This window comes from Microcella putealis (assembly GCF_004216575.1).
GTDB classification, from domain to species: domain Bacteria; phylum Actinomycetota; class Actinomycetes; order Actinomycetales; family Microbacteriaceae; genus Microcella; species Microcella putealis.
The window spans coordinates 488677-513769 of sequence record NZ_SGWW01000002.1; the positions used below are offsets into that span (position 1 = coordinate 488677).

A 25093-nucleotide genomic window follows, 5' to 3' on the forward strand; every position below is an offset into this window, starting at 1 on the left:
GTCGATGGGGTCAGCGGGGCTCGGCAGGCGCTTCGGGCCTGAGCGTCAGCACCTCGGGCCCGGCCTCGGTGATCGCGATCGTGTGCTCCGCGTGGGAGCTGAGGCTGCCGGTTGCGCTGCGCAGGGTCCAGCCGTCGGGATCGGTGACGAGCTCGGCGGTGCCGGTCATCACCCACGGCTCAAGCGCGAGCAGCAGGCCGGGGCGCAGCACGTAGCCGCGGCCCGGGCGGCCGGCGTTCGCGATATGCGGGTCTTGGTGCATCGTCGAGCCGATGCCGTGCCCGCCGTACTCGAGGTTCACGGGGTAGCCGGCCGCCTGCAGCACCGTGCCGATGGCGTGCGAGATGTCGCCCGTGCGGTTGCCGACGACGGCGGCCGCGATGCCGGCCTCGAGCGCCCGCTCGGTGGTGGCGATGAGTGCCTCGGCCTCGGGGTGACGCGCCCCACCGACCACGAAGGTGAGCGCCGAGTCGGCGGCGACACCGCCCCGCTCGACGGCGAGGTCGAGCGTCAGCATGTCGCCCTCGCGCAGGCGGTAGTCGCGGGGCTTCGCATGCAGCACCGCGTCGTTTACGGCCGTGCAAATGTAGTGCCCGAACGCCCCGCGCCCGAAGGAGGGCGCGTAGTCGACGTAACACGAGCGGGCGCCGGCGCGCTCGATCGCCTCGCGGGCCCACGCATCGATCTCGAGCAGGTTGGTGCCCCCGCGGATGCGCGCCCTCAGCGCCAGCAAAATCTCGCCCACCAGCCGCCCCGTCGAGCGGGCATCAACGAGGTCGGATGCGGTCAGGATTTCGATCACGGTGCGCTCGGCCCCTGGGTGTCGTCGTCGTTGTCGCTGTTGTTGTCGAGGTCAATGGGGGCGGTGCCCGCGTCGCGACCCGCCACGCCCAGCTCGTAGGCGAGGATCACCGCCTGCACCCGGTCGCGCAGCTCAAGCTTCTGCAGAATGCGGCCGACGTGGGTCTTCACCGTCGACTCGCTCACCCACAGCTCGGCGCCGATCTCGGCGTTCGTCGCCCCGCCCGCGATCAGTGCGAACACGTCGCGCTCGCGCTCGGTGAGGGCGGCGAGCCGGGCCGAGGCGCGCTCCTCTGCGCCCGCGACGGCGCGCGCATCGCCAGCGGCGCACTGCTCGCCGTCGTGCTCGGCGCCCTCGCGCGGCAGGTGCGGGGCGGCCACCTCGATGAGCCGCGCGGTGATGCGCGGGGCGACCACCGCATCCCCCCGATGCACCGCCTGAATCGCGTCGACCAAGTCGGCAGGCTTCGTGTCTTTCAACAAGAACCCGGAAGCGCCCGCGCGCAGCGCGCCGAACGCGTACTCGTCGAGGTCAAACGTCGTGAGCGCCAGCACGCGGGTGCTCGGCAGTTCTGCCGTGATGATCGTCGTCGCGGCGATGCCGTCGACGCCCGGCATGCGGATATCCATGAGCACGACGTCGGGCGTGAGCTCTCGGGCAGTCGTGATCGCGGTGCCGCCGTCGGGCGCCTCGCCGACGACCTCGAGCGCGGGATGGGCGTCGAGAATCAGGCGGAAGCCGTAGCGAATGAGTTCTTGGTCGTCGGCAATGAGGATGCGGATGGGCGTGGTCATGGGGAGCTCCTGTCGAGCGGGATGCGGGCGGAGACCCTCCAGCCGCGGGCGGGGCCGGGGCCGGCGGTGAGCTCGCCGCCGAAGAGGGCGACGCGCTCGCGCATGCCGATGAGGCCGCGGCCGACAGCCGGAGACGAGGCGGAGGGGACCGCGCCATCGTCGGAGACGGTGACGGTCACGGCCTCGTCACCCCAGTCGAGCGCGACGCGGGCCCGGCTCACGCGCGATCCGTGGCGCAGGGTGTTCGTCAGCGACTCTTGCACGACGCGGTAGACGGTGAGCTCGAGAGCGGGGTCGGCGTGCGGGGTGCCGCGCGTCGTCACGGTGACGGGCAGGCCTGCCCCCTGAACGGCGGCGATCAGCGCACCGAGGTCGCTGATCGCGGGCTGCGGGGCGCGCTCGGGCGGCGCGTCGTCCCCGCGAACGGTGCCGAGCATCCGACGAACCTCGCCGAGGGTGCGCCGGCCGGTGTCGGCGGCGCGTTCCATGGCGCGTTGCGCATTCTCGGGATGCTCGGGTGCGGCCGCGCGCGCCCCCTCCGACAGGGCGATCATCACCGACAGGCTGTGGGCGATGACGTCGTGCATCTCGCGGGCGATGCGCTCGCGCTCAAGACCTCGGGCGATCTCGGCCTGCGCGTCGCGCTCGCGGGCGAGCTGTGCGGCACGCTCGACGAGGGCGGCGACGTAGCGATTGCGCGAGCCGACGTTTGTGCCGATGAGCGTGGCGATCAGCAGCACGGCGATACCGGTGATGGTTCCGCTGATGACGAGGGAAAGGGTGGGCTCGCCCGCGGCGGCGGGTTCGATGAGTGCGTTAGGCGCCCACACGGCTCCGACGACGCTCGCGAGCGCAGCTGCAGCGGCGCCCGCGACGAAGGACACCCACGCGGTGCGGGTCGAGCGGTAGACGCCGATCGCGTAGATGGTGATGAGGGGGAGGAAGATCTCGACGGCGGTGCCGACGGCTGCTCCGGCGATCAGAAGCACATTCGCGATAGCGAACGTGGCGAGAGGGAACCTGCGGCGCAGCGTCACCACCGCAGCACCCGCGACAGTCATGGCGACGACCAGGCCGAGGGCGGGGGCGCCCGGGGCGACCGCCGCGATGACGACGAAGATCGCCGCGACCAGAACGTAGGCCGCGGCGACCAGCGAGTCGGTCACCCACGGGTGGGCGTGCAGGTACCGCCGCACCACGCCGGGCGGGCGGGGCAGCGCGAGACCGTCCGGCACCCCCGTGGAGGTGCCGGACGGTGGGTTCGAACTGGTCGTCACGCGTCCTGGCGCTTCAGTCGGATCGCTCCGAGGATGAACGCGGCGAGCGTCCAGGCGAGGGCCACGAGGCCGCCCTGCCACGGCTCGAGCAGGCCCAGGCCGAACTGGTCGGGGTTGTCCGAGAACGGGAGTTGCGCCATGGCCGAACCCGCTGACGAGAACAGGTAGGGAGTGACGTCTGACACCCAGTCGGCGACGATCGCCAGGAGCGATACGGCCGTGTCGAGCACCAGCATGACTCCGAGCGCTGCGGCAATGCCTCCCGCGGTTGACCGCAGCAGCGTGCCGAGGCCGATGGCGAACACCGAGACGAGGCCCAGGTAAACGGCCGAGCCCGCGAGGGCGATGGCGAGGCCATCCTCGGCGAGGCCAGCAGCGGTTCCCTGCCCGTCGAAGATCGGGTACGTGGCGGCCCACGAGCCGAACACGGTCACAAAGCCCACGGCCGTCACGAGCGTGAACAGCACAAGCGACTTCGCGACCAGCACCGACAGGCGGCCCGGCACGGCGGCGAGCGTCGACTTGATCATGCCCGTCGAGTACTCGCCGGTGATGACGAGAACGCCGAGGACGGCGGCGATCAGCTGGCCGAAGCCGACGCCGATCGTCGTCGCGGTCAACACCGTGTTGGGGTCGGCGACGGCTTGTTCGCCACCGAGGGCGGAACCGAGGCTCGCGATCATGAGCGACAGGCCCACGCCGAGCACGACGATCAGCGCCAGCGACCAGACGGTCGAGCGCAGGCTCGTCAGCTTGATCCATTCGGAGCGCAGGATGCGCCCGAAGGTGAGTCGCGCATCCGATCGGATGGTGGCGGCCGGTTGACGAGTCAGGGTTGCGGCGGTCATCGCGCCACCTCCTCGGGGGTCGGGGCGACAGAGGTCGAACGGTACTCGACCTCGTCGGCGGTCAAGGAAAGATAGGCGTCTTCGAGCGAGCTGCTCAGCGCCGTCAGCTCGTGAATCGCGATGCCGGCGCTCGCCGCAGCGTCGCCGATCTGCTCGGAGGAGAGCCCGGTGACGACCGCCGCGCCGTCGTCGAGCGTGCTCACGCTGACGTCGGGCCCCGCGATCGCGCGGTTCAGGCCCGCGAGGTTCGGGGTGCGCACGCGTACCGAGGTTCCCGACGCGCGGGCGATGACCTCGTCGACGCTCGCATCGGCGACAACGCGGCCGCGGCCGAGCACGATCAGGTGGTCGGCGGTCTGCGCCATCTCGCTCATGAGGTGGGACGAGAGCAGCACCGTGCGACCCTCGGCGGCGAGGCCGCGCACGAGGGTGCGCACCCAGCGCACTCCCTCGGGGTCGAGGCCGTTCACCGGCTCGTCGAGGATCACGGTCGCGGGGTCGCCGAGCAGCGCCGCGGCAATGCCGAGTCGCTGACCCATACCGAGCGAGAAGCCGCCGACACGCTTGTTCGCGACCGACTCAAGCCCGGCGAGCTCAATGACCTCGCGCACGCGCTTGCGGCCAATGCCGTGCGTGGCGGCCATGGCCAGCAGGTGCTTGTAGGCGCTGCGGCCCGTGTGTACGGCCTTCGCGTCGAGCAGAATGCCCACCTCGCGCAGTGGTGCCGTGTGCTGCCGGTAAGGGCGGCCGTTGACGGTGACGCTGCCCGCGCTCGGCCGGTCGAGGCCCGCGATCATGCGCATGGTGGTCGACTTGCCGGCGCCGTTCGGGCCGAGGAAGCCGGTGACGCGGCCGGGCTCGACGCGGAAGTCGATGCCGGCGACGGCGGTTTTGCTGCCGAACCGTTTCGTGAGGTCGTGTGCCTCAATCATCGTGAGATTCCCTTCGTGTTCGTGACGTCGTCAACGCTACGGAGCACCTCACGCGGGCACATCAGCCTGTGGACCGATCTCGTGTCACCCCGGTGTCAGCCTGGGGTACGACCTGCGGATTCAGGCCTTGACCCTGTGGTGACCACACGGTTTTCACTGCCGCTATCGGATCCCCTTGTCCACTGTCAGAAGAGAGGTCATCGCCATGTCATCAAGCCCCTACGCCGCCATACAAGACTTCGTTGCCGACCTGCCCGAGCTCGTTCAGCCGCTCATGATCGGACTCGTCGGCATGATTCCGTATGTCGAGGGCGAAGGCTCGGTCGCCATCGGGATCCTCGTCGGCATCAACCCCATCGTCGCGACGATCGCCGCCATCGTGGGCAACGTGCTCGCCGTCGCCGGCGTCGTCCTGCTGACGTCGCGGGTGCGCAGCGCCGTCGTCGCGCAGCGCGGCGCTGACCGGTCCGGTAACAGCGGTGACGGCAGCCCTGATGCGTCGTCACCCGAGACCCGGCCCGAGAGCCGCAAAGAAAAGGGGCGCAAGAAGATCGCGAAGTGGGTCGTGCGATTCGGCGTGCCGGGGGCGAGCATCCTTGCCCCGATCGCGCTGCCGACCCACCTGACCGCCGCGTTCCTCGTGGGCTCGGGCGTCAGCCGCGGCTGGGTCATGCTGTGGCAGGTTGTCGCGATCGTGCTCTGGACCTCACTCGTCGCCGCCGCCTCCTTCGGCGCCGCCACTGCCCTCGGCCTCATTTGACCGCGCGTCGACCAGACGGTGGGCGAGCTGTATTGCGCGGGTAAACACCTCGAGCTGGGCAGCGTTGTAGAGCGTTGCCGCGCTCATCGCGAGCGCCATCTGATCCTCCGCCGAGCCAGAACGCAGCCCCGCGCGGGGGTCGCGCAGCCAGGGGTAGGCGAGGTACTGCTGCGCGATTACGGGGGCGTAGCGCGTGGCGAGTGCGTCGATCGTCGCCTCGTCGGCGTCTTCCGGCAAGGCGTCGACCTCGGCATCGAGCTCGTCGTCGGACATCTCGATCGTCTCGGCCAGGTCGGCCAAGGCGTCGTCGCCGTAGAAGCGCGAATACACGCGCACCATCTCGGTGTCGGTCACCGACAGGCGCGACGCCACCTTCTCGAAGCCGGCGGGCGTGTCGGGAGCTGCCTGTTCACGCCGAATGGTGGCGAGCTGCTCGCGCGCGCGAGTGAGGCGCTCGATGTTCCGCTCAAGTTCAGCGTCAATCTCGTCGAGCGTCGCCTCGGTCACGTCGTCGCCCTCGAGCATGCTCGCCACCCGCGGCAGCGGAACCCCCAGGTCGACCAGTCGTCGAATGCGCAGCAGGGTCAGCAGGTGGGCGACGCCGTACTGCTTGTACCCGTTGCTCAAGCGTTCGGGCTCGGCCAGCAGCCCAAGCTGGTGGTAGTGCCGCACCGTGTTGATGGTGGTGCCCGCCAGTTCGGCGAGTTCGCGCGTGCTCCAGCTCATTGCCGCGCCCCCTCGAGCGCATCCAGTGCGACGGCGGCGGCGTCGGCAACCAGCTGGTCGTCGCGCTCGGCGCCTGCCTCCGCGCGCGAGCTCAGCACCGCGATGACGATCGGATCACCCTCGGCGGGCCACACGACGGCGATGTCGGTGCGCGTGCCGTAGCCGCCGGCGCCCGACTTGTCGGCGACCACCGCATCCGCCGGTGCGCCCGCCCGAATCAGGGTGTCGCCGGTCGCGTTGCCGGTCATCCAGTCGATCAGCAGGGCGCGACGGTCGTCGGGCAGTGCGTCGCCGAGGGCGTAGGCGCGCAGGGTCTCGACGAGGGCGCGGGGCGTGCTCGTGTCGCGCGTGTCGCCGGGCGTCGCTTCGTTCAGCGCGGGCTCCGTGCGGGCGGGCTCCGTCGTCGTGTCACCGAGGCTGGCGAGCAGCTCGCCGAAGGCAGCCGGCCCGCCGAGCTCGGCGAGCAGCAAGTTCGTCGCGGCGTTGTCGCTGACCCGCACCGCCGCCTCCGCCAGATCCCGGATGCTCATGCCCGTCGCGAGATTCGCCTCCGTTTCCGGCGAATTCGCCACCAGAGCATCCGCGCCGTAGGAGACGACGCGGTCGAGGTCGTCGACCTCCTGCAGGATCGCGGCGGCGAGGACCGCCTTGATCGACGAGGCGTAGGCGAAGCGCTCGTCGGCGCGGTAGGCGACGCGGTCGCCCGAGCCGGTGTCGAGCGCGTAGACGCCCACGCGGGCGTCGTACGCCGCCTCGAGTGACGAGAGATCATCGTCGACGACGACCGCCTGACCGCCCGAGGTCTGCGCGCCCTGCGGCGCGCTCGTCTCGGGGGTGGGCGAGGAGGCGGCCGGGGGCGGGGGAGCGGGCGTGTCGGTGGGCGCGCATCCGCCGGCGGCGAGCGCGACGATCACCGTCGCGGCGAGCGTTGCCGAGCGGGCGTAGCGCCGCATCGTCACGCCCGGCGTGCGAGCACCGCGGTCGCGGCGATGCGCAGGGTGCTGTCGGTGAAGGCCATGCGCGACAGACTTCCCGGAATCAGGTGGTCGGTGACCAGACCGCTCACAACGGTGGAGAGAAAACGCGCCCCTTCCTCAGGAGTGCACGCGAAGTCGGGGGTCTCGTCGCCAGCGGTTTCGTGCCGGAGGGCGGTGATCCAGCCGGCGATCTGGTGCAGCGCGAGTCGCTCGAGAGCGAGGGTGGGGGCGCTGTCATCGTCGGCGCTTGAGGGCTCAGGGGAGGCCAGCGCCGCGCGCAACTGCTCGCGGGCGCCGTCGCCGCTCAGGCTCGTGGCGAGCACGCCGCGGAGCTGCTCGATCAGTCGATCGACCGCCGGGCGACTGGTGTCGCTGAGGGCCTCGTCGGGCTGCTGTGCGCCCTCAAGGGCCGCGATGGCGGCGACGACCGCGTCGATCAGTTCGCGCTGGGTCGGAAACACGTGGCGCAACGAGCCGGTGCTGATGTCTGCGCGCTGCGCGACGGCGCGAACGCTGAGGCGCGCCGTCGGATTTTCGGCGAGCATCGCCGCGGCGGCGGCAAGGATGCGCTCGCGCAGTTCGGGGGCGGGTGTGCGGGGGGTCATGAGGGCTCCTGTACACGTTCTAGTACGGTGTGCTACTTTAGGGCACACCAACTATCACACTGTACTACTTTTGCGAAAGGAATCCCTTGTGGCCCGCTGGATGCAGCGCATCAATTCCCGATGGGCGAAGGCCGGCGACGGCAGCCCCCTGCCCCCTTTTCGCTGGTGGCAGCTGCTCGGACGCTCGGTGTTCGAACTGCCCGCGGCCCCGGGCCGAGCAGCCCGATACACCGTCGATGTGCGGCACATGGGTGACCGCACCGACGGCGCCGTGCGGGCCCGCCTGTATCGAGACGGGGCGCTCGCGGCCGTCTCGAAACTGCCCACGGCGTTTCCCGTAGAGGGCGGCGCGATCGAGGTCGCCGTCAACTCAATCGGGCTGCGCCGCTGCCACTTCGTGCCCGACGGCAATCGCGCCGGCGCGCACGTGCTGACCCCGCTGCCCGCCTCGGCCGAGGGTCGACGCGCCCGCTTCGACCGCGACCACCCGGCCGCGAGCCGCCTCATCGGAGCCCTCGCCCTCGCCGCCGTACTGATCGGCGTCGCCGTCGGCGGCTACGAGCTCGTCATGCAGCTGTCGCGAATCCCGGCGGTTGTCGACGCGATCGGCGTGATCGACCGGCCGGTGCGCATCCCGCTGGAGATCGGCATCGCCGTTGGGGCTGGCGCCGTGCTCGGCGGTATCGAACGCGCCCTCCGCCTGCGTTCGACCTGGCTCGATGAGTTCGCGACGTAACCACGACTTCCACCACCACGACCACCTTCGACAGACAGGAGACACCATGACCACCGCCCCCACAACCACTGCCCGTACCCCGTGGCTCGGGCGCGACGACACCCCGCGCGCCGCTGACCGCGCCGTGCCGCGACGCGTCGAATACCACCGCGTCTTCGCGGGCGAGAAGCGGCGCATCCTCCGGGGCATTCTCGCCATCGTGCTGCTGGCCGCCGGGCTCATCGGTTTCGCGGTCGGCCTGCGCGACGTGGCCGACTTCATCGATGCCGAATACCTGGGTCGCGACGGCTACACGCCCGTGAACTTCGCGGCGGCGATGCTCGGCCTCGGCCTGTTGATTCCGTGGAGCATGGTCATTCAGCGCGTGCTCTACGGCGTGCGCGCCCCCTCGCTGCACTCGGTCGCGCAACGATTCCGCTTCGGGATGCTCGGGCGCGGACTGCTCGTACTGGCACCGCTCTGGGCGCTCACCGTCACGCTCGCGCTGACCGGGCCGGTTGAGCGCATCGCGTGGACGACGATCGACCTCGTCGCCTACCTGCTCATCATCGTGCTGCTGGTGCCCCTGGCCGCCGCCGCCGAAGAGTACGCCTACCGCGGCCTGATGTTCCGCGTCATCGCCGGCTGGACGCGCAACCCGACGGTGGGGCTCGTGCTCGGCGTTGTGGTCACGAGCGTCGTGTTCGCTGTGTCGCACGGCACCCTCGACCCGTACTTCCTCACCTGGTATGTCGTGCTCGGCGCATGCCTCGCAATTCTCGTGTGGCGCACCGGCGGCATCGAGCTGGCGGTTCTGCTGCACGCGGTGCTGAACACGCTCGCGCTGCTCGGCGCTCTCGTGCTGCACGCCGACATTCCGACACTGATCAATGCCCGCCCCGAGACCCAAGGAAGCCCCGTGGTGCTGATTCCCGCCGCAGTGATCATCGTGATCACCGCCGGGGTGTGGGCGTCAACGCGTCGCTCGGGCGCGGTGACGAGCGCCTAGGTCCGACGCAGGGGAGCCGCCGCTCGGTTAGCGCGAGCTGTTCGCCGTGCGCCCGCGCACGATGCCAATGAAGACGTCGACAAGAGGATGCGCGTTCGTCGTCGGCCAGACCAGCGCCACACCCGTATCGGGGGCGTCCGTGACCGGCCGGGCGACCACGTCTTTGCGACCGTGCTGCCGGGCGACCGACTGCGGCACGACGGCGACGCCCACGTTGGCGGCGACCAACTCGATCGTCTCGGCGCCCGTGCCCACAATGAGGTCGACGTCGAGCACGGGGAGCCCGCCGAGCTCGCGCAGCTCAGCGAGCGTGAGCGAGCTGGCGTCGGCCGCGAGCGACTCCTTCGGCACGACCGCCACGGGCTGCTCGCGATACAAGGCGATTGCGTGCCGCTCGTCGTCGGCCGCGACGTCGCGAAGAAGAGCCATGTGGGCGGTGCCGTCCGCGAGCGCGGCGAGCGCAGCATCCTGCGTCATCGACTCGAGGTGGATGCGCCCGGGCGGCCGGCGCTCGCGCCAAATGCGCTCCCACTTGGTGGGGGTGACGCCGGTCACGAACGCGACGACGAGCGGTTCGGCCATGCGGCAAGGGTAGCGACGATGGATGCGCGCCCTGACTCCCGTACGCTCGTCACCATGACCGATGCCCCGCGTGAGGACCGCCGCCAGCAGCCGAAGCCCAAAAAGGAGCAGCTGCTGAGCCCCGCCACCGCGGCGAAGAAGCTCAGCATCTTCCTGCCGGCGACGCCCGCAGAGTTTCAGTCGACCCCGATCACGCGCACGCAGCTGAACGAGCTCACCGAGAACCCACCCGAGTGGCTGGTCACCCTGCGCAAGGAGGGCCCGCACCCGCGCGACGAGGTGTCGCGCCGGCTCGGCGTCTCGAACTCGGCGCTCGCCCGTGCCGGCGTCAGCGACTCGATGACGACCGCCGAGATTCGCGCCATCATCGACGAGATGCCCGAATGGCTGGTCGACGAGCGCGAGAAGCATGCGCCGGGCACGGGTCGTAAGCCGGGCACGGCAATCGGCGAGCGTCCCACCGCCGATTAAGTCATAACGATGTCGACTCTTAATAACGCTTAAGTCACTAAGTGTAATTAAGATGGCACCATGGTCTCGGATGCTCAGCGGGTGACGCTCCCGGCGCCGCCGGCGGGGTGGGAGACGCGCACCTGGACGCCGCGCGATGCGTCGTCGTACTCGCGGCGCGAGCGCGAGCGGCAGACCGGGGAGTACCGGTCGATCATTCCGCCGGTGCTGGCGAACTGGGCGCCCGACATTCCCGTTGAGCTGGCGGCCGAGCTCGATGACGCGACGGCGGCACTCGCGGACTTTGACTCGTCCGTGAGTGCGCGCTTGGGCCGGGAGAGCGACGCGGTCGGCCCCATGGCCGCGATTCTGTTGCGCTCCGAAAGCGCATCGAGTTCGCAGATCGAGAACCTCACGAGTTCAGCGCGGCAGATTGCCCTCGCCGAACTGGGCGACGTCAGCGCACCCAATAGCCGCACCATCGTCGGAAACGTGCGCGCGATGGAAGCCGCCCTGAGCCTCGCGAACAAGCTCACCGCATCCACGATGCTGCAGATGCATCACGCGCTGTTGAGCCAGCACGTCGGCATGGAGGATCACGCTGGTCGGTGGCGCGACGAGCTCGTCTGGATTGGGCCGGGTGATGCGGGCCCCCTCACAGCCGACTTCGTTGCGCCCCACCACGAGCGTCTGCCCGCCGCACTTGACGACCTCGAACGGTTCATGGCGCGCAACGACCTGCCCGTGCTGCTGCACGTGGCCGTCGCCCACGCGCAGTTCGAAACCCTGCACCCGTTCGTCGATGGCAACGGCCGCACAGGGCGGGCGTTGGCTCAGGCGATGCTGGCCGGTAAAGGGCTCGTCACCCGCAGCACCGTGCCGTTGTCTGCAGGGTTGCTCATCGACGTGCAGGGATACTTCGACGCGCTCTCGGCCTACCGTGCGGGGGACGCGGCGCCGATCGTCCTGCAGTTCGCGGGCGCCGCACTCGTAGCTGTTTCACGCGGGCACGCCCTGGTAGACGACCTCGCCGACGCGCTCGATGCGGCGCGGGAAGCCCTCTCAGGGATTCGGGCCGATGCCGCAGCGTGGCGGGTGCTGCCATTGCTGGTCGGCCAACCCGTCGTAAACGCCCGGTACCTCACCGACCACCTCGGGCTCAACGCGGTCGCCGCACAGCGGGCGCTCGACACCCTGACGAGTCGCGGCGTGCTCGACGAGATATCCGGCCGCCGGCGAGGGCGCGCGTGGGCGCAACCGCAGATGCTTGCCGCGCTCGACGCGTATTCACGCCGGTTCGGGCGCCGGGGTCGCTAGGGTCGCACCGTGCACCCGCGCGTCAGCGTCATCACCCTCGCCGTCGGCGAACTCGCGGCCGCGCGGCGCTTCTACGTTGACGAGCTCGGTTGGCCGGTCGTCGAGGAGGTCGCCGGAGAGGTGATCTTTGTGCGCGTCGGTGAGACGAGCATCCTGTCGCTCTGGAACCGCGCCGGATTCGAAGCCGAGGTCGGCGCGGCCGGCCCGGCCAGCGCATCCCCGATTGTGCTCGCGCACAACGTGCCGACCGCCGCCGACGTGGATGCTGTGGTCGCCCGCGTCATCGCCGCCGGCGGCGCGCTCGTCGCGGCACCGCAGCGGCGCGAGTGGGGCGGCTACACGGCGTACATCGCCGACCCCGAGGGCTACCGGTGGGAGATCGCGCACAACCCGACCCCGATGGGCGAGAGCCTGCTGCCGTAGGGTGCGGCTACGGGCAACGCCACGGCGCCGTCGTCGCTGATCTGTTGCGAATGCTGCTCTGGCATGCGTGGAAGGTACTCACCGCCACCGACATCGCAATCACCACAGCCGACCAATTTGCGCACATCGAGGTCACTTCGCCCGCGTGGCGCGACGGCCGCCGCGTGGTTACCGGACGATCGGCTCCGTGGGCGGAATCGGCTCGTCGAGGGCTTCGCTCAGGGTCGGATGCTCGTGGTCATCGCCAGCGTCCGTTGCGCTGTCGGGTGCCTCCGTTATTTCGGCCTCGGGAGTGGCCGCGGCCTTCGCCGGGTCGGGCCGCGTCACGAGCGCTGATCCGAGGAGGATCGCGGCGAACCCGACAACCGTCCATGCGCTGATCGGTTCGTTCAAGAACAGCGCTCCCGCGATGACCGCCACCGCCGGGTTCACGTAGGTGATGGCCGACATACGGATCGGGCCAACCTCGGCCACGAGCGCGAACATCAGCAGGAACGCGACGGCGCTGCAGAGCACCGCGAGCACGATGACTGAGACGATCGTCATGGTCGAGGGCACGGCGGTTGGCCAGCCGCCCGTGAGTGCCACGATCGGCACATACGCCAGCGCACTGATGCCGAGCGCGCACGCGATGACGCCGACGCCCGGCAAGTCGTGCAGGTAGCGCGCGAGGATCGCGGGCCCGACGGCGTAACCGACGATCGCGACCGCGAGCTGCGCGACGGCACCGAGGTCGCTGCCGCCGACGTCGAAGCCGACGATCGCGGCAACGCCCACCATGCCGAACGCGACCCCCACGAGATTCACGCCCGTGAGTCGGTCGCGCCGCCCGCCGAGGAAGGCGACCGCCATGGCGACAAGAGGGATGGTCGCGAGCAAGAGCCCGACCGTCGAACTCGACAGCGTCTGCTCGGCCGCGTTGATGAAGTACCAGGCGAGCACGATCTCGAATAGGGCGAACGCCAGCAGCGGTTTCCATCGTCGCAGCACCGGCGCAATCGCGCGGTGACGGGCGGCAATCGGCAGCAGTAGGGCAGCCGCGATCGCGGTGCGGGCGAGCACGAGGAACTCCGGTGTCAGCTCAGCGACGGCGATCTTGATGAAGAGATACGGAACGCCCCAGATGATGCCGAGGGAGGCGAATAGGAGAAAACCGCGGCGGGTCATACGTTTATTCTGCGCCCGCTGGCGCACGCCCCCGACCACACCGGAGCCGTCCCGATCATGCCTGCACTCGACCCTGCCCTCGAGCCCGTTTTCGACGCCGTTATCGCGCGAAATCCGGGCGAGCCGGAGTTTCACCAGGCTGTGAAAGAGGTGTTCGAAAGCCTGGCGCCCGTCGTCCGGAAGCATCCGGAATATATGAACGCGGCGATCATGGAGCGCCTCGTCGAGCCCGAGCGACAGCTGATCTTCCGTGTGCCGTGGGTCGACGACGCGGGCGACGTGCGGCTCAACCGCGGCTTCCGCGTGCAGTTCAACTCGACGCTTGGGCCCTACAAGGGCGGGTTGCGGTTTCACCCGTCGGTGAACCTCGGCATCATCAAGTTCCTCGGCTTCGAGCAGACCTTCAAGAACGCGCTGACCGGCATGCCGATCGGCGGGGGCAAGGGCGGCGCCGACTTCGACCCGAAGGGCAAGAGCGACGCCGAAATCATGCGCTTCTGCCAGTCGTACATGACCGAGCTGTCGCGCCACATTGGGGAGTACACCGACGTTCCGGCGGGCGACATCGGTGTCGGCGGCCGCGAGCTCGGCTATCTGTTCGGCCAGTACAAGCGGCTCACGAATCGCTACGAGTCGGGCGTGCTGACCGGCAAGGGCATCGGCTGGGGCGGCTCGCTCGTGCGCACCGAGGCCACCGGCTACGGCACCGTCTTCTTCGTCGACGAGATGCTGCAGCGCCATGGCGAGACGCTCGAAGGCAAGCGCGTAGTCGCGTCGGGGTCGGGCAACGTGGCCCGCTACGCGATCGAGAAGGCGCACCAGCTGGGTGCGACGGTCGTCGCCTGCTCCGACTCGGGCGGCTACGTCGTCGACGAGCGCGGCATCGACCTCGAGCTGCTCATCGACATCAAGGAGCGCCGCCGCGGCCGTGTCTTCGACTACGCCGATGAAAAGGGCGGCTCGGTACGGCACATCACAGGCGGTCAGATCTGGGACGTGCCGTGCGACATTGCACTTCCCTGCGCCACCCAAAACGAACTGGATGAACGGGGTGCGGCCGCGCTCGTCACGAACGGCACGCGCATCGTCGCGGAGGGCGCCAACATGCCGACGACGCCGGACGGCGTCGCCGTGCTGCGCGCCGGTGGTGTGCTCTTCGCACCCGCTAAGGCGGTCAACGCGGGTGGCGTCGCGACCAGCGCACTCGAAATGCAGCAAAACGCGTCGCGTGACTCGTGGAGTTTCGAGCACACCGAGGAGCGGCTCGCCGACATCATGCGCGGCATCCACGACCGGGTGCTCGACACCGCCGATGCCTACGGCGTGCCCGACGACTACGTCGCCGGCGCCAACATCGCCGGCGTCACGCAGGTGGCCGACGCGATGCTCGCGCTCGGCGTGATTTAGGGGGTTGCTCGCCGCGCGGCCCGGCGCTCAAGGTGTCGCGTCACCCCGGTCGATGCGGCCGACACGCCGATTGTGAGCGCGAGCGCCTGCGCGCCGGCCGCGATCACCGCCTCGACACGACCGACGCCGAGGGCGAGCGCGCCCGCGGCGGCCCCGGTCGTGAGCAGCACCGAGGGCGTGAGGAAGGCGACGAACAGCGTGTAGTTGCCCTGCCACAGGTAGGCCACACACAGCACCGTCGCGACGACGGCGGCGATGATCGGCACGGGCGCCGGGGCCAGCGCGAGCAGGGTTGCCGCCACGGCGCCGATGAGCGTGCCGACGATGCGCTCGAGGGTGCGCCGGGCCCGCTGGTCGGTACCGACCGACAGCACCATGCAGAGCGACAGCAGCGCCCATGCCACGTACGGGAAGTCGAGCAGCTCGGCACCCACGACGATCACGATCACGCCGACGATGAGCGTGATGCCGTACTCAGCGCGCGCGCGACGCGTGCTGGGTGCGGGCTCGTGCGTGCTCGGCGGCAGCACCCGCGCCAACAGCCGAATGAACGCCGCACCGATCGCCGAGCCCAGCAGCACCTGCCAGAGGGCAGCGCCCGTCTCCGACAGCGCCGCGAAGGCCATGAAGTTGACCGGCGCCCGCGACATGCCCGACACATCGCCCAGCCGGAAGCGGGCCTGGACGACGCCGACGATGACGAGCCCGAGAACGACTGCGGGCATCCCGAGCGGGCCGATCAGGTAGCCAGCCGTCGCGACGCCGACGGCGGCGACGGCCGCCCAGAGACGGATGCGCGCATCGCGTGATCGCGACGGCGACAGCAAGAAGAGAATCGCCACGTACGCGGCCTGCGCCGTGTTCGGCCCGATCGCCACGACGCTGAGCCCGACGACGATGCCGACGGCGGCGACCAGCATCAGCGCTCCGCGCAGCGCAGACCCCGAAAGTCTCAGGCTGATTTGGGGGGCGATTGGGCGCCATGTGCTCTCTCACCATGACCAGTAGTGCACTTGACCAGCTCGCCGATCTGTGCCGTGAGCTGCACGCGAATCCCGAGCTGAGTTTCGCCGAAACGCGCACGGCCGGCATCGTCGCCGACCGTCTGCGCCAGCTCGGCTTCACCGTCACTGAGGGCGTCGGGCGCACGGGTGTTGTGGGCGTGCTCGAGCGCGGTGACGGGCCGACCGTGCTGATGTGCGCCGACATGGATGCCCTCCCCGTGCGCGAGGAGACAGGGCTGCCCTACGCCAGCACAGCGACCGACGTCGACGCCGAGGGGCACGAGGTGCCGGTCATGCACGCGTGCGGTCACGACATGCACGTCACCGCACTGATCGGCGCGCTCGGGGCACTCGTCGCCGATGCGAGCTGGAACGGGCGCATTCTCGCGGTGTTCCAGCCGGCGGAGGAGAAGGGCGCCGGCGCCCGCGCCATGGTCGACGACGGGCTCTTCGACCGCTTCGGCCGACCCGACGTCGTGATCGGCCAGCACGTTGCTCCGCTTCCGGCTGGCGCCATCGGGATGCGCGTGGGGCCCGCGTTCGCCGCCTCCGACGCGCTTCGGGTCACCCTCTACGGGCGCGGCGGCCACGGCTCGCGGCCCGACGCGACGGTCGACCCGGTCGTGCTCGCCGCCTCGGTGATTCTGCGCCTGCAGACGATCGTGTCGCGCGAGATTCCGGCCACCGAAACCGCGGTCGTGACGGTCGGCTCGGTGCAGGCGGGCTCGGCGCCGAACATCATCCCTGACTCGGCCGAGCTGAAGCTCTCGATTCGCACGTTCGACTTGACGGTGCGCGAGACCGTGCTCGCCGCGGTCGAGCGCATTGTGCGCGGGGAGGCGCAGGCGGCCGGGGCCGACCGCGAGCCCGTCATCGAGACCCTGCACTCGTTTCCGGCGGTCATCAACGATGAGGCCGCGGTGGGCCGCGCCCGTGAGGCGTTTTCCGCCGCCCTTCAGGGGGTCATGGTGGTCGACCCGGGCGTCGTGACCGGCAGCGAAGACGTCGGAATCCTGGCCCGCGAGTCGGGGGCGCCGTGCGTGTTTTGGCTTCTGGGAGGTGCCGACCCGGCGCACTTCGCGGGCCTCGGCTCGGTCGCCGAGATCACGCAGAAGGTCGCCGAGCTGCCGTCGAATCACTCGCCGCAGTCTGCGCCCGTGATCATGCCAACCCTCGGCATCGGCGTGCGCGCACTTGCGGCCGCCGCGCGCGATTGGCTCGCCTCGGCCTAGCGCTCGAGGTGCCCGTGCCCGGGCCGCCTATGCGAACAGTGCCCGATACTCCCCGTAACCTTCGGCCTCAAGCTCGGCAACCGGGATAAACCGCAGCGACGCCGAGTTCATGCAGTAGCGCAGGCCCCCGCGGTCGCGCGGACCGTCGTCGAACACGTGCCCGAGGTGGCTGTCGGCGCCCGACGAGCGCACCTCGACGCGCTTCATCCAGAGGGTTCGGTCGGTGCGGGTCGTGACCGCGTCCTCCTGGATCGGCTTCACAAAGCTCGGCCACCCTGTGCCCGAGTCGAACTTGTCGCGCGACGAGAACAACGGCTGCCCCGACACCACGTCGACGTAGAGACCCTCGGCCTTGTTGTCGTTGTACTCGTTGCGGAACGGCGGCTCGGTGCCGTCGTTCTGGGTCACCTTCCGCTGCAGTGGCGTGAGTTTCGCCAACTGCTCGCGCGTTGCCCGGTACTGGGCCGGGTCGTGGCGGGGAACGCTGGGCTCGGTCATGCGTGAACCGTATGTGCCGGAGGTGAGATGCGGCCGCAAGGAGGACGAGCATCCGCTCGACATGGGTGCGCCCGCCGCCACGCACGAAACGGATGCTCGCGCACCGTCACGGATGCATGTATCGTTTGTCGATAGATTCCGTTCGTTATTCGATTAGGGGAGGCCGTCGTGGGTCGCATCGCCGTCGTCGTGTTGAAAGTGGTGATCGCGATCGCGATTGCCGGGTCGCTCGTGGTGCAGATCGGCGCGCTTGCCATGGCGAGCTTTTCGATCGATGACTCCTCGGGTTCGCGGGTCGCGTGGGTGTACAGCATGCTCGGCATCTACGTTGCCCTCGGCGTGCTCTGTCTGCAGGTGATTGCCGTCTGTATCTGGAGACTGCTTACGCGGGTGAGGGCGGGCACCGTCTTCTCGCGGCGATCGTTTCGCGAGGTCGACGTCGTCATCGGAGCGATCTCTCTTGCCGCCGTGTTGACCGTCGGAGTCGCCGTCGGCTTCGCGATCGCGAACCGCACGACGAGGGGTGACGTGGTCGCGCCGGGTCAGGTGGGTCTCTTGCTCGGCTTCGCGCTCGTCGCCGGGGGAGTCGCCCTCGTGGTCTACATCATGCGGCTGCTGCTCGTGCAGGCCATCGAACTCGACACGAGCGCCCGCGCGCTGCGCGCCGAGCTCGACGAGGTGATCTGATGCCGATCATCGTCGACATTGACGTCATGCTCGCGAAGCGCAAGATGCCGGTCGGCGTGCTGGCCGAACGCATCGGCATCACCCCCGCGAACCTCGCCGTGCTGAAGAACGGGAGGGCAAAGGCCGTGCGCTTCACCACCCTCGAGGCGATCTGCGAGGTGCTCGACTGCCAGCCGGGCGACCTCCTGCGTTTCGAGCCAGGTGACGAGGCGGCGGGGCCCGCACGATAGCTGAGTGTCAGCGCGTCGCGATCTGCTCAATCACGTCGACGAAGCCGGCCCAGCCGGCCGCGGCCTGCTCATACTGCTCGGGGCTCAGGCCGCCGCCCGACTGCGCGAGCGTGAGGGCGCATCCGCCGCCGTCGCTCGCCGTGAGGGTGAAGACGACATCGTCGCGCTGCGGGTTCGTCGCGTCGTCGGTGATGGTGAAGGCGAGCTCGCGCGGCTGATCGACCCGCACGAACTCGCCCTCCCACTCGATGGTGGCGCCGTCGGGCAGCACCATCTGAGCGCTCCATTCGGAACCCTCGCGAGCATCCCATCGCAGCGTCGACAGCGGAACGGCCACTTGCTCGGTACCGAACCAGCTCGCGAACGATTCGGTGTCGATGAGCGCGTGCCAGACGCGCTCGGGCGATGCCGCGATCGTGCGGGTGGTCGTGAAACCGTCGGCGGGATGCTCGCTCATGCGGGCGAGGCTACTCGCCTCATCGCCGCCCCGCGAGGGGTGTGCTCAGCCGAGCCCGCGCGGCGGCTCGGCGTCGTCGTGCGCACCATCGATGGGACGCCGCGACAGCCCGACCGCACCCGACCCCGACGCCTTGCTGGTTGCCGCAGCAACCGCGACGGATTCTTCTGCGGGCGAGAAGCGCGAGCGCAGGCGTACCGGCTCGCTGGCGGCCGCCTCACGGTCGGCGCGGGCCTTCTCGCGGGCCTTGCGGCGGCCAGCGGCAATGAGGTTGAGCGACTCGACGAGCACGGCGAACGCCATCGGCCCGTAGATGAGTGCATTGTCGATCTTGATGCCGAAGCCCTCGGCGATGAGGAAGACGCCGATGAGTAGTAGGAACGACAGGGCCAGCATCTTCACGGTGGGGTGGCGGTTCACGAAGGTGAAGATGAAGCGGGCCGCGAACAGCATAATCGCGAAGGCGCCGACGACCGCGGTGATGATGACGATCATGTTCGTCGTCATGCCGACGGCGGTGACGACCGAGTCGATCGAGAACACGAGGTCGAGCAGCAGAATTTGCCCGATGACGGCTCCGAAGGTGACGGTGGCGAGCTTCACCTCGTGCGACTCTTCGGCGCCCTCGAGCTTCAGGTGAATCTCGTGCACCGCCTTGTAGACGAGGAAGAGGCCTCCGGCGATCAGGATGAAGTCTTTGACGCTGAAGCCGTTGCCGAACAGGGTGACGACGTCGGCGGTCAGCGTGACGATCCAGCCGGCGAGGAAGACGAGTCCGACGCGCATCACCATTGCGAGTGTCAGCCCGAGGTTGCGGGCCTTCGCCTGCTGCTCGACCGGCAATTTGCTCGCGAGGATCGAGATGAAGATCACGTTGTCGACACCGAGAACGATCTCGAGCACGAACAGCGTGAGGAAGACGGCGATGAGGTCGCGCGTGATGACGAGGCTGAAGTCTACGGCGCAACTGTAGGGCCTTGGGCCGTCGCGTGCGACGGGTCGGGGAGGCGGTGAGATGACTCTGGGCGTCATGCCTGGCGGGGGTGCTGGGTGCCATCCGAGGCGTCATTGCCGTGACACTTGCCGCTACTGCCGCGCGGCTCCCCAGGCTGGTGCGGCCCAACAGAAGGTCTCTGTCGCTCGTGCCCGATATTCTCTCGTCACTTAGAAGACGCAGCGCGGAGTACGGGGGATTGGGATGGCTGAACCGATCGAGAATGATGAGGTTCGGGCGGGGCTCGGCAAAGCCGCAGATGAAGTGGGAAGGCTTGCGCGCAGCACTTCCGCACAAGTCGCCGAGCAGGCCGGCGAACTGAGGGACGCAGCTGGGAACATCCTCCAGAAGCTCACCACCAAGAAGCTGGACCCTTACGAAGAAGCAATCGCCGAATACAACGGCGCGTTCACAGCAATGAACGACAGCGGACTTTCGCTGCTTCGGCAACGTGAGCGCTCGACGGACCTGATCGACCTGGTCGAGTTTTTGGTGAACAGCATCGCGAACACACCGAAGTCGTTCGAGAAGGACTTCGAGGACATCAACTTCCACAAAGCGCAGTTTGTTGAGGTCATCGAGTTCGCTCGGAAGGATCTTGAGGCCGCTCGAGCGTCCGCGATCGGGGCGGGAACGGGCTTCGCGGCGGGCGCTGCTGTGGCGAGCATGGCGCCGACGGCGGCCATGTGGGCCGCTACGACCTTTGGTGTCGCTTCGACCGGAACTGCGATCTCCACGCTTTCAGGGGCTGCCGCGACCAATGCGGCGCTAGCGTGGCTCGGTGGCGGAGCACTCACAGTCGGTGGCGGCGGCACTGCAGCTGGAAGCGCGCTGCTCGCACTCGCGGGCCCCATCGGATGGACTGTGGCAGGGGCCACCCTGCTCGTGTCGGTCGTGCTATTCACGAAGAAGAAGGTTGAGAACCGCGACGCGAAACAGGAATCGCTCGTTGGCGTGAAGCAGAACACCGCGCTCGTCCGAGGAATCGACGCCCAGATCGACGACCTGCTGCGTCGCACCTCTTCGCTCCGCGAGCTACTCCTGAACCGCTATCGCGACGCGATAACGCTTGCCGGCGCTGACTTCCTTGCGCTGTCCGCAGCGGAGCAGTCGAGGCTAGCCACGCTGGTCAACAATGCGAAGGCCGCCGCGGTGCTCCTTCGTCGAACTGTAAATCAGCAGGCCGACGATGAGTGATTCGCCGAGCCTCGCGAAGACCAACCAAGAGCAAGCGCTCGCCGCATGGGTCAATTACCTGAACCAACTCCGCCTCGACAATCTGCTGAGCACCTTTCGTCAGCAGGACGTGAATCTTGGAGATGCGCTTGCCAGTGTCGATGAGGCGATTAGAAAGATCGACCTCGAAGTCGTTACTTCCAACCGCGGCGGCGTGAAGGGTATGCACGGCTTCATCGCCGAGGTTGCAGAAGTAGGCGTCGGCAACGCGCGCAGCCAAATTCTCGGAGAAGGCGCCGTGTACCAGTGGGTAAACGACAACGGGCCCGTGGACCTCATGCGAGGCGGCGTCGCGATCCAGCAGAAGTTCGTCGCGGCGGGCGGACGCTTCGGTTTGGGCGCTATTTCGGAGCACCTCGAGAAATACCCGGGCTTCGTGATGAGTGGTGGGAAGTACCAGATCCCCAGCGACCACTTTGATGCGATCCGAAAGCTCCACGACATGCCGCGGGAGGAAGCCGGCAGCCTGCTCACACGTAGCGGGGACGGTCCCTCCTTTCGTGATTGGGAGCGGGTGCAAGCATTCTTCGACAAAGGCTCGGTCGGCATCGAGTCACTCGAGCCCTCCACACTCGATTACCACGAGGCGCAGCGAGGCGTACACGAGTCCACTTTGGGGGCTGAGAAGGATGCTCTCCGCGCCACCGACAAGACCCTGCGCGACGATGCCTACCATGCGAGCCGACCGAATCTCAAAGAAGGAGCGAAAGCAACATTCGTAGCCGCTGCCGTCGAGGGCACGACTGCCTTCGTCATCGCGGTGGTCGAGAAGCGTCGAGAGGGCAAAAAGCTCAAGGACTTTACGATCGATGATTGGACGGAGATCGCCGGCAGCACGGGGCTTGGCGCCGTCAGCGGTACGGTTCGCGGTCTGAGCATCTACTCGCTCACGAACTTCACGGCGACGTCTGCGGCCGTCGCCAGTTCGATTGTCACCGCCGCCTTTGGTATCGCTGAGCAGGCAAACAAGCTACGACGCAGGGAGATCGACGAGCTCGAGTTCATCGAGGCGGCCGAACTCGTCTCCCTGGAAGCTGCGGTCAGCGGCTTATCATCCTTCGTCGGCCAAGCAGTCATCCCGGTCCCTGTTCTCGGTGCTGTGATTGGCAACACCGTCGGCATGGTCATGTACAGCGGAGTCTCGTCATCGCTATCCCGTCGAGAAGCGGAACTCATTTCCCGCTACCTCGAAGAGCAACAGATGCTCGATGAGCATCTTGCGGCTGATTATCAGGAGCTGGTCAACCGGCTCGATGCGAGCATGGCGGACTACCTCGCGGTTCTCGAGCGAGCGTTCTTTCCCGATGTGGAGGTCGCGCTTCTCGGATCGGTCGACCTAGCGCTCACACTCGGCGTAGTGCCAGATGACGTTCTCGATTCAGAACTGAAGACCTTCAGGTACTTCGTCGACTAGATCGCTCCGGGTGAGCCAGCGCTTTTCCATCTCAACCGTCATCAGCACGCCCATCGCCGTCAGTTCTCAGCAGCCGGCACTGCACGTTTAGGTGACCGTTTTAGTCGCGCGGCGGCGGCCGTGCTGGTGCTCGACATCGTCTCGAACTGGACGGGGCTTGACGCACGCTCGCAGCGGGTCTAACGTGCAACCAAATGGTTGTACAAATGGATGCTCTCACCGACGATGAGGTCGACGCGCTGTTTCGGGCACTCGCCGACCGCACGCGCCGCGACATCGTCGCGCGCGTCATCGACGCGGAACAGAGCGTGAGCGCCCTCGCGGAGCGATACGCGATGAGCTTCGCGGCGGTGCAGAAACACGTCTCGGTGCTGGAGCGCGCATCCCTCGTCGCGAAGCGCCGTCGGGGGCGCGAACAGATCGTCACGGCCGACCTTGCGGCCGTACGCCGGGCACGGGCCGTGCTCGACGTCTACGAACAGCTGTGGCGGCACCGCGCCGCCCAGATCGACGCCCTCCTCGCCGAGGGCTGAGGAAAGGACCCGCCATGACCGTTACCGATCACGCCATCGATCGCGAGGCGCTGACCCTCACCTTCGTCGCCGAGTTCGCGGCACCCGTTGAGCGCGTGTGGCAGGTGTGGGCCGACCCGCGCCAGCTCGAGCGGTGGTGGGGCCCGCCGGAGTGGCCGGCAACCTTCACGCGGCACGAGCTCACCCCCGGCGGCGAGATGCGCTACGTCATGACCGGGCCCGACGGTGACACCTCGGCCGGCTGGTGGCGCATGACCCTCGTCGAGCCCCCGCATCGCCTCGCCTTCGATGACGGCTTCGCCGACGACTCGGGCGAGCCTGCCCACGGAATGCCCGTCACCCACGCGGAGGCGCGCCTCGACGACATCGGCGACGGCTCGACCCGCATGACGCTGATCTCGACCTTCCCGAGCCTCGAGGCGCTCGACGAGCTTGCCGCCATGGGAATGGTCGAGGGTATGTCGTCGGCCCTCGAGCAGATCGACGCGCTGCTCGCCGACCGCTGAACCACCTCGCGCGCGGCAGAATGGTCGTATGCCCTCACGCGCATCCGGCAATGACGCCGCCCGCACCGCTGCCGGCCCCGACGTTCCCGCCCGCAACGGCGACATCTCCTTCTGGATGGCGCCGTTTGCCGACACGCCCGCGGGCCCCGCCCTCGACGGCGACCTCGAGGCCGACGTCGCGATTGTCGGCGCGGGGTATACCGGCCTCTGGACGGCCTACTATCTGGCCGAGCGCGACCCGTCTCTGCGCATCGTCGTGCTCGAGCAACACCGTGTCGGCTATGGGGCATCGGGCCGCAACGGCGGCTGGCTGACCAACTCGATCACGGGCGGCCACGACGGCTACGCGGCGAAACACGGCGTCGAGGCTGTGCGCGGTTTCCAGAACGAGCTGAACGCCACCGTCGACGAGGTGCTCGCCGTTTGCGCGCGTGAGGGTATCGACGCCGAGGCGGTGAAAGGGGGCAGCCTACTCGTCGCCCGGAACGAGGCCCAGCGCCGCCGCATCGCGACGTACGTCGCGCACGCCGAGAAGTGGCCAGAGGAGGGCGTCGTCGAACTGAGCGCTGCCGAGAGCCGTGCCCGCGTGAACGTTGCCGATACGCGCGGTGGGCTGTGGCAACCGCACTGCGCGCGCATCCACCCGGCGAAGCTCGCCGTCGGCCTCGCCGACGCGGTGCGCCGCCGCGGGGTCACCGTCTACGAAGGCGCGCGCGTGACCGAGATCGCGGTGGGCCAGGCCCGAACCGAGCGGGGCACCGTGCGCGCGCGGCACGTGCTGCGCGCCACCGAGGGCTTCACAACCCGACTGCCGGGCGCGAAGCGCGACTGGTTGCCGCTCAACTCGTCGATGATCATCACCGAGCCGCTGAGCGATGCCATGTGGGCCGACATCGGCTGGCAGGGCTTCGAGACGCTCGAAGACCTCTCGCATGTCTACGCGTACGCGCAGCGCACCCCCGACGGACGCATCGCCATCGGTGGCCGCGGAACGCCCTACCGCTGGGCGAGCGGATTCGACACCGACGGGCTCACCGATCGCGCCACGTGGTCGAGCCTCACGGCGCTCGTGCGCGAGTGGTTCCCGGCGATCGCCGAGGTGCCGATTGCCCACACCTGGAGCGGCGTGCTCGGCGTGCCCCGCAACTGGCGGGCAACCGTGCAGTACGACGCGGTCACGGGGCTCGGAGCGGCGGGCGGCTACGTCGGCACGGGCGTCACGGCGACGAACCTCGCCGGGCGCACGCTCGCCGACCTGGTCACCGGCGCCGACACGCCCATCACCCGCTTGCCCTGGGTAGGGCAGCGCACCCGAAAGTGGGAGCCCGAGCCGCTGCGCTGGCTCGCCACCCGCGTCATTTACGGGGCCTACCGATACGCCGACCGCGCCGAGTTTCGGGGCCTCACGCGCACCTCTCGCGTCGCGCGTATCGCCGATGTGATCAGCGGCCGCTGACGGCGCTCGGGATGCGCGGTGCCGCTGGCGCGGATTCGCTCAGCCCCGCGTATCC

29 protein-coding genes are annotated in these 25093 nt (G+C 68.8%); 15 read left to right on the forward strand and 14 right to left on the reverse strand.

Translation table 11 applies throughout. The features are described from left to right. Positions 1 to 10 precede the first annotated feature (10 nt). Genes map through EV141_RS07270 form a run of 5 tightly spaced genes read right to left on the reverse strand, consistent with a single transcriptional unit; the run spans position 11 to position 4653 of the window. Positions 11 to 802, reverse strand: coding sequence for a type I methionyl aminopeptidase (map, locus tag EV141_RS07250; protein WP_130485274.1), 792 nt, complete (start codon positions 800 to 802; stop codon positions 11 to 13). Continuing rightward, positions 799 to 1596, reverse strand: a complete 798-nt coding sequence (locus tag EV141_RS07255; RefSeq protein WP_130485275.1) for a response regulator — start codon at positions 1594 to 1596, stop codon at positions 799 to 801. The genes map and EV141_RS07255 overlap by 4 nt, the downstream gene beginning before the upstream one ends. Continuing rightward, entirely contained in the window at positions 1593 to 2873 is a 1281-nt protein-coding gene (locus EV141_RS07260) for a sensor histidine kinase (RefSeq protein ID WP_130485276.1), read from the reverse strand. The genes EV141_RS07255 and EV141_RS07260 overlap by 4 nt, the downstream gene beginning before the upstream one ends. After that, entirely contained in the window at positions 2870 to 3721 is an 852-nt protein-coding gene (locus tag EV141_RS07265) for an ABC transporter permease (RefSeq protein WP_130485277.1), read from the reverse strand. The genes EV141_RS07260 and EV141_RS07265 overlap by 4 nt, the downstream gene beginning before the upstream one ends. Then, a complete protein-coding gene (locus EV141_RS07270) occupies positions 3718 to 4653 on the reverse strand; it encodes an ABC transporter ATP-binding protein (RefSeq protein ID WP_130485278.1) in 936 nt (311 codons plus the stop codon). Before EV141_RS07270 ends, EV141_RS07265 begins: the two co-directional genes overlap by 4 nt. 205 nt (positions 4654 to 4858) lie before the next feature. Between EV141_RS07270 and EV141_RS07275 the strand changes: the two genes are divergently transcribed. Then, entirely contained in the window at positions 4859 to 5413 is a 555-nt protein-coding gene (locus tag EV141_RS07275; RefSeq protein WP_130485279.1) for a small multidrug efflux protein, read from the forward strand. Here the strand turns inward: EV141_RS07275 and EV141_RS07280 are convergent. Genes EV141_RS07280 through EV141_RS07290 form a run of 3 tightly spaced genes read right to left on the reverse strand, consistent with a single transcriptional unit; the run spans position 5360 to position 7721 of the window. After that, positions 5360 to 6139, reverse strand: coding sequence for a MerR family transcriptional regulator (locus EV141_RS07280; RefSeq protein WP_130485280.1), 780 nt, complete (start codon positions 6137 to 6139; stop codon positions 5360 to 5362). The genes EV141_RS07275 and EV141_RS07280 overlap by 54 nt on opposite strands. Then, entirely contained in the window at positions 6136 to 7092 is a 957-nt protein-coding gene (gene bla / locus EV141_RS07285; RefSeq protein ID WP_130485369.1) for a class A beta-lactamase, read from the reverse strand. The genes EV141_RS07280 and bla overlap by 4 nt, the downstream gene beginning before the upstream one ends. Positions 7093 to 7094: 2 nt before the next feature. Continuing rightward, the gene (locus tag EV141_RS07290; protein WP_130485281.1) at positions 7095 to 7721 is read right to left on the reverse strand and encodes a TetR family transcriptional regulator; all 627 of its coding nucleotides are present in this window, start codon (positions 7719 to 7721) and stop codon (positions 7095 to 7097) included. An 88-nt stretch (positions 7722 to 7809) separates the two neighbouring features. Here EV141_RS07290 and EV141_RS07295 point away from each other — a divergent pair, with 88 nt between their 5' ends. Together EV141_RS07295 and EV141_RS07300 are read left to right on the forward strand one after the other, a co-directional pair. Beyond that, the gene (locus tag EV141_RS07295) at positions 7810 to 8457 is read left to right on the forward strand and encodes a hypothetical protein (protein WP_241969151.1); all 648 of its coding nucleotides are present in this window, start codon (positions 7810 to 7812) and stop codon (positions 8455 to 8457) included. 46 nt (positions 8458 to 8503) lie between these two features. Then, positions 8504 to 9445, forward strand: coding sequence for a CPBP family glutamic-type intramembrane protease (locus EV141_RS07300; RefSeq protein WP_130485282.1), 942 nt, complete (start codon positions 8504 to 8506; stop codon positions 9443 to 9445). Positions 9446 to 9472: 27 nt separating this feature from the next. Here the strand turns inward: EV141_RS07300 and EV141_RS07305 are convergent, their stop codons facing one another. Beyond that, complete coding sequence (locus EV141_RS07305) at positions 9473 to 10027, reverse strand: LysR substrate-binding domain-containing protein (RefSeq protein ID WP_130485283.1); 555 nt, start codon at positions 10025 to 10027, stop codon at positions 9473 to 9475. A gap of 54 nt (positions 10028 to 10081) precedes the next feature. Between EV141_RS07305 and EV141_RS07310 the strand changes: the two genes are divergently transcribed. From EV141_RS07310 to EV141_RS07320, 3 genes are read left to right on the forward strand one after another with little or no spacing between them, the layout of a single operon-like run. Then, positions 10082 to 10498, forward strand: a complete 417-nt coding sequence (locus EV141_RS07310; protein WP_130485284.1) for a DUF5997 family protein — start codon at positions 10082 to 10084, stop codon at positions 10496 to 10498. 60 nt (positions 10499 to 10558) lie between these two features. Beyond that, the gene (locus tag EV141_RS07315; RefSeq protein WP_130485285.1) at positions 10559 to 11794 is read left to right on the forward strand and encodes a Fic family protein; all 1236 of its coding nucleotides are present in this window, start codon (positions 10559 to 10561) and stop codon (positions 11792 to 11794) included. Between the two features lie 9 nt (positions 11795 to 11803). Further along, on the forward strand, positions 11804 to 12217 hold the full coding sequence (locus tag EV141_RS07320) for a VOC family protein (RefSeq protein ID WP_130485286.1): 414 nt from the start codon (positions 11804 to 11806) through the stop codon (positions 12215 to 12217). Positions 12218 to 12385: 168 nt separating this feature from the next. On the opposite strand, the gene EV141_RS07325 is transcribed toward EV141_RS07320, so the two are convergent. Next, complete coding sequence (locus EV141_RS07325; protein ID WP_130485287.1) at positions 12386 to 13384, reverse strand: DMT family transporter; 999 nt, start codon at positions 13382 to 13384, stop codon at positions 12386 to 12388. Positions 13385 to 13441: 57 nt separating this feature from the next. On the opposite strand from EV141_RS07325, the gene gdhA reads away from it, so the two are divergent. Next, a complete protein-coding gene (gdhA, locus tag EV141_RS07330) occupies positions 13442 to 14791 on the forward strand; it encodes an NADP-specific glutamate dehydrogenase (protein ID WP_130485288.1) in 1350 nt (449 codons plus the stop codon). Here gdhA and EV141_RS07335 read toward each other — a convergent pair. Further along, entirely contained in the window at positions 14788 to 15711 is a 924-nt protein-coding gene (locus EV141_RS07335) for an FUSC family protein (protein ID WP_130485289.1), read from the reverse strand. The two genes, gdhA and EV141_RS07335, sit on opposite strands and share 4 nt — an antisense overlap. 77 nt (positions 15712 to 15788) lie before the next feature. Here EV141_RS07335 and EV141_RS07340 point away from each other — a divergent pair, with 77 nt between their 5' ends. Then, positions 15789 to 17027: an amidohydrolase gene (locus EV141_RS07340; protein ID WP_130485290.1), complete on the forward strand. Its 1239-nt coding sequence runs from the start codon at positions 15789 to 15791 to the stop codon at positions 17025 to 17027. A 27-nt stretch (positions 17028 to 17054) separates the two neighbouring features. On the opposite strand, the gene msrB is transcribed toward EV141_RS07340, so the two are convergent. Next, entirely contained in the window at positions 17055 to 17525 is a 471-nt protein-coding gene (gene msrB, locus EV141_RS07345) for a peptide-methionine (R)-S-oxide reductase MsrB (protein ID WP_130485291.1), read from the reverse strand. A gap of 168 nt (positions 17526 to 17693) precedes the next feature. On the opposite strand from msrB, the gene EV141_RS07350 reads away from it, so the two are divergent. Both EV141_RS07350 and EV141_RS07355 read left to right on the forward strand, forming a co-directional pair. Beyond that, positions 17694 to 18212 carry a DUF2975 domain-containing protein gene (locus EV141_RS07350; protein WP_130485292.1) on the forward strand — a complete coding sequence of 173 codons (519 nt, stop codon included), beginning with the start codon at positions 17694 to 17696 and terminating at the stop codon, positions 18210 to 18212. Beyond that, on the forward strand, positions 18212 to 18442 hold the full coding sequence (locus EV141_RS07355; RefSeq protein WP_130485293.1) for a helix-turn-helix domain-containing protein: 231 nt from the start codon (positions 18212 to 18214) through the stop codon (positions 18440 to 18442). The genes EV141_RS07350 and EV141_RS07355 overlap by 1 nt, the downstream gene beginning before the upstream one ends. 7 nt (positions 18443 to 18449) lie before the next feature. On the opposite strand, the gene EV141_RS07360 is transcribed toward EV141_RS07355, so the two are convergent. Further along, positions 18450 to 18899, reverse strand: coding sequence for an SRPBCC family protein (locus tag EV141_RS07360; protein ID WP_130485294.1), 450 nt, complete (start codon positions 18897 to 18899; stop codon positions 18450 to 18452). Positions 18900 to 18944: 45 nt separating this feature from the next. Continuing rightward, positions 18945 to 19931, reverse strand: a complete 987-nt coding sequence (locus tag EV141_RS07365; RefSeq protein ID WP_130485295.1) for a TerC family protein — start codon at positions 19929 to 19931, stop codon at positions 18945 to 18947. Positions 19932 to 20097: 166 nt separating this feature from the next. Between EV141_RS07365 and EV141_RS07370 the strand changes: the two genes are divergently transcribed. The 5 genes from EV141_RS07370 (at position 20098) to EV141_RS07390 (ending at position 25038) form a co-directional block, all read left to right on the forward strand. Then, positions 20098 to 21090 carry a hypothetical protein gene (locus EV141_RS07370; RefSeq protein ID WP_130485296.1) on the forward strand — a complete coding sequence of 331 codons (993 nt, stop codon included), beginning with the start codon at positions 20098 to 20100 and terminating at the stop codon, positions 21088 to 21090. After that, entirely contained in the window at positions 21083 to 22543 is a 1461-nt protein-coding gene (locus tag EV141_RS07375; protein ID WP_130485297.1) for a hypothetical protein, read from the forward strand. The genes EV141_RS07370 and EV141_RS07375 overlap by 8 nt, the downstream gene beginning before the upstream one ends. Positions 22544 to 22749: 206 nt before the next feature. Further along, positions 22750 to 23076, forward strand: a complete 327-nt coding sequence (locus EV141_RS07380; RefSeq protein ID WP_375880249.1) for an ArsR/SmtB family transcription factor — start codon at positions 22750 to 22752, stop codon at positions 23074 to 23076. A 14-nt stretch (positions 23077 to 23090) separates the two neighbouring features. Continuing rightward, on the forward strand, positions 23091 to 23582 hold the full coding sequence (locus EV141_RS07385) for an SRPBCC family protein (protein ID WP_130485299.1): 492 nt from the start codon (positions 23091 to 23093) through the stop codon (positions 23580 to 23582). A gap of 28 nt (positions 23583 to 23610) precedes the next feature. After that, complete coding sequence (locus EV141_RS07390; protein WP_130485300.1) at positions 23611 to 25038, forward strand: NAD(P)/FAD-dependent oxidoreductase; 1428 nt, start codon at positions 23611 to 23613, stop codon at positions 25036 to 25038. Positions 25039 to 25093 lie beyond the last annotated feature (55 nt).